Origin of the sequence: Cyanobium sp. HWJ4-Hawea (assembly GCF_024345815.1) — a bacterium.
In the GTDB taxonomy this organism is placed as follows: domain Bacteria; phylum Cyanobacteriota; class Cyanobacteriia; order PCC-6307; family Cyanobiaceae; genus Cyanobium_A.
This window is the reverse complement of the sequence record NZ_JAGQBV010000078.1, coordinates 1-7,338: the sequence shown is the minus strand read 5'-3', so window position 1 is coordinate 7,338 and position 7,338 is coordinate 1. Positions and strand designations below refer to the sequence as shown.

Annotated in this window: 14 protein-coding genes and 1 tRNA gene; 12 read left to right on the top strand and 3 right to left on the bottom strand. The window is 60.0% G+C overall.

The genetic code is table 11. The features are described from left to right. The 4 genes from gloB to KBY58_RS12365 form a co-directional block, all read left to right on the top strand. Window positions 1-628, top strand: a 628-nt coding sequence (gene gloB / locus KBY58_RS12380; protein WP_255004625.1) for a hydroxyacylglutathione hydrolase, incomplete at its 5' end; no start/stop codon positions are given. Between the two features lie 68 nt (window positions 629-696). Further along, window positions 697-1,827, top strand: coding sequence for a hypothetical protein (locus KBY58_RS12375; protein ID WP_255004624.1), 1,131 nt, complete (start codon window positions 697-699; stop codon window positions 1,825-1,827). Between the two features lie 30 nt (window positions 1,828-1,857). Further along, window positions 1,858-2,256 carry a Rid family detoxifying hydrolase gene (locus KBY58_RS12370; protein ID WP_255004623.1) on the top strand — a complete coding sequence of 133 codons (399 nt, stop codon included), beginning with the start codon at window positions 1,858-1,860 and terminating at the stop codon, window positions 2,254-2,256. 86 nt (window positions 2,257-2,342) lie between these two features. After that, a tRNA-Pro gene (locus KBY58_RS12365) sits at window positions 2,343-2,416 on the top strand. A gap of 102 nt (window positions 2,417-2,518) precedes the next feature. Here the strand turns inward: KBY58_RS12365 and KBY58_RS12360 are convergent. Next, complete coding sequence (locus KBY58_RS12360; RefSeq protein WP_255004622.1) at window positions 2,519-2,659, bottom strand: hypothetical protein; 141 nt, start codon at window positions 2,657-2,659, stop codon at window positions 2,519-2,521. 334 nt (window positions 2,660-2,993) lie between these two features. Between KBY58_RS12360 and KBY58_RS12355 the strand changes: the two genes are divergently transcribed. The 4 genes from KBY58_RS12355 (at window position 2,994) to KBY58_RS12340 (ending at window position 4,617) form a co-directional block, all read left to right on the top strand. Next, window positions 2,994-3,257 (top strand): BrnT family toxin, encoded by a 264-nt coding sequence (locus KBY58_RS12355; protein ID WP_254933518.1) that lies wholly within the window; start codon window positions 2,994-2,996, stop codon window positions 3,255-3,257. Continuing rightward, window positions 3,244-3,498 (top strand): type II toxin-antitoxin system BrnA family antitoxin, encoded by a 255-nt coding sequence (brnA, locus tag KBY58_RS12350; RefSeq protein WP_254933519.1) that lies wholly within the window; start codon window positions 3,244-3,246, stop codon window positions 3,496-3,498. Before KBY58_RS12355 ends, brnA begins: the two co-directional genes overlap by 14 nt. Before the next feature lie 542 nt (window positions 3,499-4,040). Beyond that, window positions 4,041-4,325, top strand: a complete 285-nt coding sequence (locus KBY58_RS12345) for a galactose oxidase (protein WP_255004621.1) — start codon at window positions 4,041-4,043, stop codon at window positions 4,323-4,325. Between the two features lie 7 nt (window positions 4,326-4,332). Beyond that, entirely contained in the window at window positions 4,333-4,617 is a 285-nt protein-coding gene (locus tag KBY58_RS12340; protein WP_255004620.1) for a DUF1651 domain-containing protein, read from the top strand. Between the two features lie 532 nt (window positions 4,618-5,149). Here KBY58_RS12340 and KBY58_RS12335 read toward each other — a convergent pair. Then, window positions 5,150-5,548 (bottom strand): hypothetical protein, encoded by a 399-nt coding sequence (locus tag KBY58_RS12335; RefSeq protein ID WP_255004619.1) that lies wholly within the window; start codon window positions 5,546-5,548, stop codon window positions 5,150-5,152. Between KBY58_RS12335 and KBY58_RS12330 the strand changes: the two genes are divergently transcribed. The 4 genes from KBY58_RS12330 (at window position 5,547) to KBY58_RS12315 (ending at window position 6,959) form a co-directional block, all read left to right on the top strand. Then, window positions 5,547-5,945, top strand: a complete 399-nt coding sequence (locus KBY58_RS12330; RefSeq protein WP_255004618.1) for a thermonuclease family protein — start codon at window positions 5,547-5,549, stop codon at window positions 5,943-5,945. The two genes, KBY58_RS12335 and KBY58_RS12330, sit on opposite strands and share 2 nt — an antisense overlap. Window positions 5,946-5,998: 53 nt before the next feature. Beyond that, window positions 5,999-6,127 carry an excalibur calcium-binding domain-containing protein gene (locus KBY58_RS12325; protein WP_255004617.1) on the top strand — a complete coding sequence of 43 codons (129 nt, stop codon included), beginning with the start codon at window positions 5,999-6,001 and terminating at the stop codon, window positions 6,125-6,127. A gap of 95 nt (window positions 6,128-6,222) precedes the next feature. Further along, a complete protein-coding gene (locus KBY58_RS12320; RefSeq protein ID WP_255004616.1) occupies window positions 6,223-6,729 on the top strand; it encodes a transposase in 507 nt (168 codons plus the stop codon). Continuing rightward, window positions 6,726-6,959, top strand: a complete 234-nt coding sequence (locus KBY58_RS12315) for a helix-turn-helix domain-containing protein (protein WP_315858063.1) — start codon at window positions 6,726-6,728, stop codon at window positions 6,957-6,959. The genes KBY58_RS12320 and KBY58_RS12315 overlap by 4 nt, the downstream gene beginning before the upstream one ends. A gap of 165 nt (window positions 6,960-7,124) precedes the next feature. Here KBY58_RS12315 and KBY58_RS12310 read toward each other — a convergent pair whose 3' ends face one another. Continuing rightward, window positions 7,125-7,220, bottom strand: a complete 96-nt coding sequence (locus tag KBY58_RS12310) for a chlororespiratory reduction protein 7 (RefSeq protein ID WP_315858062.1) — start codon at window positions 7,218-7,220, stop codon at window positions 7,125-7,127. Between the last annotated feature and the right edge of the window lie 118 nt (window positions 7,221-7,338).

Genomic DNA, 7,338 nt, shown 5'->3' with positions numbered 1-7,338 from the left:
CGAACCGGTGCGGGCAATTCTTGAGGAGCGGGGCTTGGAATTGATCGCCATCCTCCAAACCCACCACCACTCAGACCACATCGGCGGCACGGCGGGCCTGCTGCGCCGCTGGCCCAAGGCAGCAGTGATTGCCTCCCATGCCGACCGTGACCGCATTCCCCTGCAGACCGAGGGGGTGGCAGGAGGGATGGGCTTCCAACTACTGGGGGAGGAGGTGGAAGTGATCGATGTGCCAGGCCATACCCGGGCCCACCTGGCCTATTGGTTACCCGAATCCGGCCACCTCTTCTGCGGCGACACCCTGTTTGCCGGCGGCTGCGGCCGCCTGTTTGAAGGCACGGCGCAGCAAATGCACAGCTCCCTGCAAAAACTGAGATCCCTACCTGGGGCCACCAAGGTGTGGTGCGCCCATGAGTACACGGCCTCCAACCTGGGCTGGGCGGCGGCGGAAGAACCCCAGAACCCAGCCATTGCCAAACGCCTAAACCAGGTGCTGGCGCTGCGCTCAGATGGCGTTGCCACCATCCCGAGCACAATTGACCTGGAGCAGGCAACCAATTTGTTTATGAGGGCAGAAGGCCCCGAGCAACTGGCCGCCCTGCGCCAACGTAAGGACAGCTGGCGTTAGGCCAAATGAACCACCAGCCCTGGGGAGCGATAATCGATAGTGGTGATTAAGGGCTGTGACCCATAGCAATGCCTAACCCCGCAAAGAACTGGCTGGCCATCACGCGCCGCAGGGGGCTCTGGATCAGCGCCTTCGTAGTTGCCTTGGTGCTCCTGGTTTCAAACCTTGACGGCAACCTGGCCAGCGCGACTGAACAAACACTGCCGCAACGCTTCGAGCCCGCAAATACGGCAGAGCTGCTGAGCAAGGCAAATGCGATCCCGGTGAAAGTTGGAGCCTATATAGAGAACTACCATGATCTTTCACTTCAGGGGCGCCGCTTTGTAGCCGAGGGCTACTACTGGCTGGAATGGCCAGATTCCCTTGAAGAGATTCTTGACGCAAACAAGATAGCGCCTGGTGACATAGTTGAAATCACAAACCAAATCGACGAATGGGATTCGAAAATTCGCAGCATCACCCAAGACGCCCAAAAGCTCCCCAATGGCAACAACTACTACCAGGTTCGCTTCTCCGGAAATTTCTACATACCAGATCTAAACCTAAAGCTTTCTCCGTTTGAAAGCCTCACCCTTCCTCTGATCATAGAAGTGCAAGACAACCAACTGGCCCTGCAAAACTCAAATTTAGTGCTTGTGGGCGATGAAGGCAAAGATCAGCTACTCGGATCCTATTCAGAAATAGATGGCTATAAAATTTCTTCCACGAGCCTAGAGCCCATGGTCCATTCCTACGGCACCAGCTGGGGCCAAGATAAGGGAAACCTGACCTATTCGGCAATTCAAGTGGTCACCAAGCTAAGAAGCTCCGGCTTTTCCAGCTTTCTTACCTGGGTATTTCCGCTCCTAATTGTGGTGGGCATTGTGCTGCTGGCACCATCCGTAGCAGGTGAGCTTGGTGATATCCGCCTGGCGATTCCCTCGACCGGGATGTTGACCCTAATCTTCCTTCAACAAGCCTACGATTCCGCCCTACCGCCCCTTGATTACCTCACATTCCTAGATTGGCTTTACGCGGCTGGCTACCTAATTTCAATTGCCACTTTCCTATTGTTTGTCTGGGACGCCAATGCTTACCAGGGCGCAGATGCGGATCAAAAGATCACTACCCTGACCCGGATCAATAAAGTGGATACAATTTTTCAGCTTGGTTCGGTAATCTTCATGGCTGTAGTTGCCTCCTTGGCCTGGAAGGCTTAAATATCTGCAATTAGCCAGGCACGCTGCCCAATGGATTCCCACCTCCATGAGGCCGTAACCACGGCCGGAGCACCTGCTCCCGTAGGGCCCTACAACCAGGCCGTAAAGGCCGGCGGGGTGCTCTATTGCTCCGGCCAAATTGCCCTCGATCCAGCTAGCGGCGCGATGGTGGGGGGCGGAGATGTGGAGGCAGAAACCAGGCAGGTACTGGCCAATCTCCAGGCCGTGCTCACTGCCGCTGGCTCCAGTGCGGCTCAGGTGGTGCGCACCACCGTGTTTCTGGCGGATCTTGCAGACTTCGCCAAGGTCAATGCCCTTTACGCCGAGATGTTCGGCGCTGGCATCGCCCCGGCGCGGGCCTGCGTGGAGGTGGCGGCACTGCCCAAGGGGGCTCGGGTCGAAATCGACTGCATTGCCCTATTGGGTTAGGTCCACATAGCTCTCACAGCGATCCATCCCCTTTTTGAAACCGACGCCAGCTGTGGCTGGCGGGCCGAGGGCTAAGTTGGCAAGGGCGGGGCGTGGCGCAGCTTGGTAGCGCGGGTGCTTTGGGAGCACTAGGTCGCAGGTTCGAATCCTGTCGCCCCGATTGACTTTTCAGGGATTGGCACCTAACCCAGGTCTCCAGATTGGTCCCCAGATCTGGAGTTAAGCCACCCCTGCAACAACCGACGGAGGTTCTGACCCTCCACTAGGGCAGGTCCACAACACCCAGTCGGGCCCCTGGATGGTTTGCTTGCACAATGTCGGCCGCGTGCCCAGCATCGAGCGCCTGCACCCTCTGGATGCCGGCGCCAGCAGCAGCATCAAAGAACATGGCGAATTTGGGCATGGGGCACACAGCTAATCCCAAAAGCGGTCCTGCGCCAAGGCCAGGCTCATCGCCAGCGTATTGACCTGTTCGGCGCTGTAAGGATTCAGCAAGGCGTTTCGCAAGCGCTTTCAAGTGCCGGACGAGGCTCCCTCGATCGCGGATCGGATCTGCCAGCGACGCCATCACGAGTGGATCGAAGCTTTTTTGGTGTCGCACAGGTTGGTGCGCTCAGCAGAACAGATCGGTGCGTCCGGCAGATCAGCACCAACAGTATTAACAGTTTGCGCTCTAAGTCAGAACCGCGGCAGCGCCGCCCATTCTTTGAGTTAAAAAGGTATAGATTCTGAACTCTATGGACTTTGAGTTCGACCCGCTCAAGAGCAAAGCCAACCAGGCCAAGCACGGTATCGACTTCGTGGATGCACAAGCTCTATGGAACGATCCCGACCTGCTGGAAATACCAGCCCGCACAACTGATGAGCTGCGGTTTCTCGTCATTGCTCAGATCCATGGCAAGCACTGGTCAGCCGTGATCACCCATCGCAGCCAGGCCATCCGTCTCATTTCTGTCCGTTGCTCACGCCCAGAAGAGGTAAAGCTCTATGAACAGCTCTGAATTTGATCGTTGCTTCGATGCTGGTGACGCTGTTCTAGGCGCACTTGATCTCAACGCCGCGACGCGGCCCCGCCTGCAGCAGAAGCGCGTAAATGTGGATTTTCCAGTTTGGATGGTCGAACAGCTCGACCATGAGGCCACCCGCCTTGGGGTGACACGGCAGTCGATCATCAAGGTCTGGCTGGCAGAACGACTGGAGCGACGCACTGAATCCAATCCGGGTATGGCCGCCCTCACCTGAAGGGCCCCATCACCAGAGACAGATCGGTCCTGGTGTTTGAGTTCGACCTGGTCAGCGTCCGTCGATCCCCTCGGCAGTGGTCTCCCGACGCCACAGATGAGCAGCTTTATCAACTCAGGCCCAGCTCCTGCATCCGCTGCCAGAAGGCACTCTTGCGGCCATGGCCCGTGCGGATGGCGGCCAGCAGGGCTTTGGCAGAAAGCGCAGAGGAGCGTGGCATCGGGGGAGTGCCGCTGGGATGGCTTGGGCCTGTTGCGCAGACTCAGGTCAGGATCGCAGCAGGGACAACAAAGGGGCAACCGTGCTGCAGGCCGGGTCACCTGCACAGGCACATCAGCCAATACCAGGGGATCACTGGCTTTTAACGCAGTAGCCGCTGGAGCTGTAGTAACCGATGGGGCAGCTCCCCGCTTTTGGCAAGGGCCGTACCAGCTGCTGGGCTAGGGCGCTTTTACCCGTGGAAAACGTTCCGATGGCGAGGGCAAGCGGCAGCCAGAAGACTGGAGGCGTGCTAGTACAGGTGTACGCATCTGGAGCGGTTAATGGGTGTCCACCTCCCACGGCCTGCGGCCCTGGCCGCCCGGCTTGAAATCCCTATCAAAGAGTGGCCTTACCTCGATGAGGCCGTGCTGCTCAAGACCCGCAGCCGCAAGGTCTGCATGACCTGCCATTGGTTTAGGCATCACGCTGGGGTGAACTGCATCCCGGTGCTCACCTGCCAGCTGCACCAAGGGCTGGTCGCCCACGGCGAGCACCTCACCAGCCGCTGCCAGGGCTGGACTGATGACATGACGCACAGCCGCGGCTGGGCGCCGGAGGTGGCGTGAGCGGCCAATGAATGTCACGGACAGGACCGGCCGGCCGCCTCTCTCCCCGCAGGAGGGCTGGATCAGTGATGGCCGTCAGGTTCTGCATTTCCAGCCGCGCCGCTACGACCGCTGGAGCCAGAGCCTGGAGGTGACGCTTGGGGAGTTGATTCCCGGGGAGGCTGCACCACTGCTGAAACGCCGCAAAGAACTAACGCGGGAGCAGGCGATGAAGCTTTGGGCCCAGAAGCGCCAGCAGGGCTGGCAGGTCTGCAAACCGCAGTGGACGCAGCCACCGCTGCCACGGGCTTGAGCTGTTGCAGCACAGCAAAGACTTTTAGCTTCTTCCCATCTGCATCCGGAGGCAATGGGTGTAAAGGCCGATTGTGCTTAACCGCTGGCCCAGCGATGCTGTGCCCATCAACCCAGGAGGCGCCCACATGGACGACACGCCACCCCGCCAGGTACAAGAAGCACGCTGACTACAGGCCCCTGCTCCAACAGTCTTTATCTATACGTGGGCGGGTCGTTCAGCCGGGCAAGAGAGAAGCATTCCCCAGTGCAGCTCACCTCGTGCGCCTGACTGATCGACACTCCAACCGCACCGCCTCAGGTGCCCACAGGAGAACTATTCGCCCCACACCTGGAATGTATGGCCCCAGGTGCCAACGTCAGCAGCTTCTTTCAACTGCCTTGGAATGTTCTTAGCCAGCGCCCCTGAGGTTTTCCTCAGGGGTTTTGTTGTCTCAGCCCAGCCAGCCCTTTTCGGCGCTCAACCGCTGCGCCATCTGCACCGCCTCGATGCAGCGCTGGGCGCGGCGCCACTGCTTAGCAGAAGCCTGCAGCTAGGCATCGTCCTGGCCCTGGGCCCGCAATAGATAGCCCTCCATCGCTTCCGGGGTTTCGATCAGCGCCAACAGGCCCGTGGTGCGCGCACTGAGCGAACCATCAGCTAGCAGGCGGCTTATCAGGCCAAGGGGCAGCTGTTGCCGCTCTTTTCTATGGCGCCACGGGTATTGCCGCCACTGCTCGGCACGCAGTAGCTCCCGGAGCTGTAGTAGCCCAGCGGGCAGCTTCCCACTTTTGGGAGAGGGCGAATGGGCTGCTGGGCTAGGGCGCTGCCGGCTGCAAGAGCCGCCAGAGCGAGGGGGATCAGCAGGGGAGTGCGGCCCATCGGAGGCAGAAGCAGAGCTCCAGATTGGCCTGAAGCACACCAGCCCGCCTAGGCGATGCAGGGGCCGCATGGAAACGGCGCCGGTGCAAACTCCGGCGACGGTCAGATGGGTTCTGCTGGGTGTCGCGCTCTGGGTGTCCGTGGCCGGGCCAGCTGAAGTCCATAGCCAAAGCGTCACGGCCACCGTGCTTTCCATCGGCGATGGCGACACGGTTCCTGTACGCCAGGCCGGCAGGACCATCACTGTGCGGTTGGCCTGCATCGATGCCCCAGATACCGCCCAGAGCCCATACGGCCAACAGGCCCGCACGTATTTGCAACAGAGGCTGCCAATTGGCCGGGAGGTCAGCCTCGATGTGAAAACCACAGACCGCTACGGCCGCTTCGTGGCGGAGGTGTTCAGCGGCGTGATCATCAACCTTGCATTGGTGGAAGCAGGTCAGGCCTTTGCCTATCGCCAGTACTAGGGCGGCTGCAATACCAAGGGGTATCTGGACGCCGAGCACCTGACCAGAAGTGGGTGACGCTTGACAGGCGCTACCGCTGCAGCGAAATCGATTCCTACGAGCGTGCCCAAGAGCTTCTAGGCCATGGGCATAGCTATCTCGATAGCAATAGTGATGGCGAGGCCTGCGAAAGTTTGCGCTGAGCGCATTGGCGAGCAGGGCCAGCCGCACCCCCCTCTGCCAGGAAAGTTGACGCCTCTCCATTTCGATCACAAAGGGGGCTCAATGGAGCAGAGCAATGCGTCGTTACAGCGAGGCCGTTAAAGCTGATGTGAGAAGGCGGATGGGTCCTCCACAAAGGCAGAGCGTGGCCCGGATTTCCAAGGAGCTGGGCATTCACCTTGCCACCCTCTACAGATGGAGAAGGGCTTTGCGACTGCAGGGTCAGGTGGTGCCGGCATCGCAAAAGGATCCGGAGAGTTGGGGTTCTACCGATAAGTTCACGGTGGTGGTCGAGACCGCTGGCTTCAATGCCACCGAGCTCAGCGGTTACTGCCGCGAGAGGGGTTTGTACCCGGAACAGGTAGGAATTTGGCGGCAGGCGGCTCAAGATGCCAATGCCCAGCCTCTGCTGACGATGAGTGACCAGAAGGACCTCCAGAAGCGGCACCAGGAGGATCAACGGGAGATCAAACGTCTGCAGCAGGAGCTCAGGCGTAAAGAAAAGGCCTTGGCGGAGGCGGCAGCACTGCTGTTGGCTGCAAAAAAGATCCAGGCCTTCTGGCCAGAGGACGGGGACGATTGACCTCCCCCGGCGACCGTCAGAAGGCTCTACAGATCTTGGATGAGGGTATTGCTGATGGTGCTCGCGCTCGTGCGGTGGCCGATCTACACGGCGTGGGTCTGACCACCCTGCAGCGCTGGCGCAGGCAGTTTGCTGGTAATGCTCTTCATCAAGCAAAGGGACTACGAACGCGAGATTCGCCAGCTTCGGAACAGGTGGGTAGACGCAGGCAAGCCGGGGCTGGCGTTTAATCCCAAAACCGATCCTGCGCCAGGGCCAAGCTCATCGCCAACGTGTTGGCCTGCTCTGCTGAATACGAAGGTGCTGGCCAATCAGGGCCGAGGTAGGTGTTCAAATCTGCAGCTACCCGCTCCCATTCGATGCGTTCCTCTACCGGCTCTAGCTCCTTGCGGTGCTCAGGCCAGGGTTTCGGCCGCCGTGAGAATCCGCTCGCCGCCACCTGGCTCCAGCACCACGTAATGATCAAGCTCCCGCAACAGGGAATCGGACATGACTGGAGCCCTACTGGCACCCATGCTGGCGCTGCTGCTGGCGATCGGGCCGGGCGTGCTGGCGGAACGGGCCGCCCACTGGCCCGAGTGGCGCCTACCCGCTCCCCTGGAGCGCCCC

What these genes read in the sequence shown, in the direction of transcription:
- KBY58_RS12345 (WP_255004621.1), top strand. Translation starts at nt 4,041, where the DNA reads ATGGGTGTCCACCTCCCACGGCCTGCGGCCCTGGCCGCCCGGCTTGAA.
- KBY58_RS12375 (WP_255004624.1), top strand. Translation starts at nt 697, where the DNA reads ATGCCTAACCCCGCAAAGAACTGGCTGGCCATCACGCGCCGCAGGGGG.
- KBY58_RS12335 (WP_255004619.1), bottom strand. Translation starts at nt 5,548, where the DNA reads ATGCGGCCCCTGCATCGCCTAGGCGGGCTGGTGTGCTTCAGGCCAATC.
- KBY58_RS12340 (WP_255004620.1), top strand. Translation starts at nt 4,333, where the DNA reads ATGAATGTCACGGACAGGACCGGCCGGCCGCCTCTCTCCCCGCAGGAG.
- KBY58_RS12310 (WP_315858062.1), bottom strand. Translation starts at nt 7,220, where the DNA reads ATGTCCGATTCCCTGTTGCGGGAGCTTGATCATTACGTGGTGCTGGAG.
- KBY58_RS12370 (WP_255004623.1), top strand. Translation starts at nt 1,858, where the DNA reads ATGGATTCCCACCTCCATGAGGCCGTAACCACGGCCGGAGCACCTGCT.
- brnA (WP_254933519.1), top strand. Translation starts at nt 3,244, where the DNA reads ATGAACAGCTCTGAATTTGATCGTTGCTTCGATGCTGGTGACGCTGTT.
- KBY58_RS12360 (WP_255004622.1), bottom strand. Translation starts at nt 2,659, where the DNA reads ATGCCCAAATTCGCCATGTTCTTTGATGCTGCTGCTGGCGCCGGCATC.
- KBY58_RS12355 (WP_254933518.1), top strand. Translation starts at nt 2,994, where the DNA reads ATGGACTTTGAGTTCGACCCGCTCAAGAGCAAAGCCAACCAGGCCAAG.
- KBY58_RS12330 (WP_255004618.1), top strand. Translation starts at nt 5,547, where the DNA reads ATGGAAACGGCGCCGGTGCAAACTCCGGCGACGGTCAGATGGGTTCTG.
- KBY58_RS12320 (WP_255004616.1), top strand. Translation starts at nt 6,223, where the DNA reads ATGCGTCGTTACAGCGAGGCCGTTAAAGCTGATGTGAGAAGGCGGATG.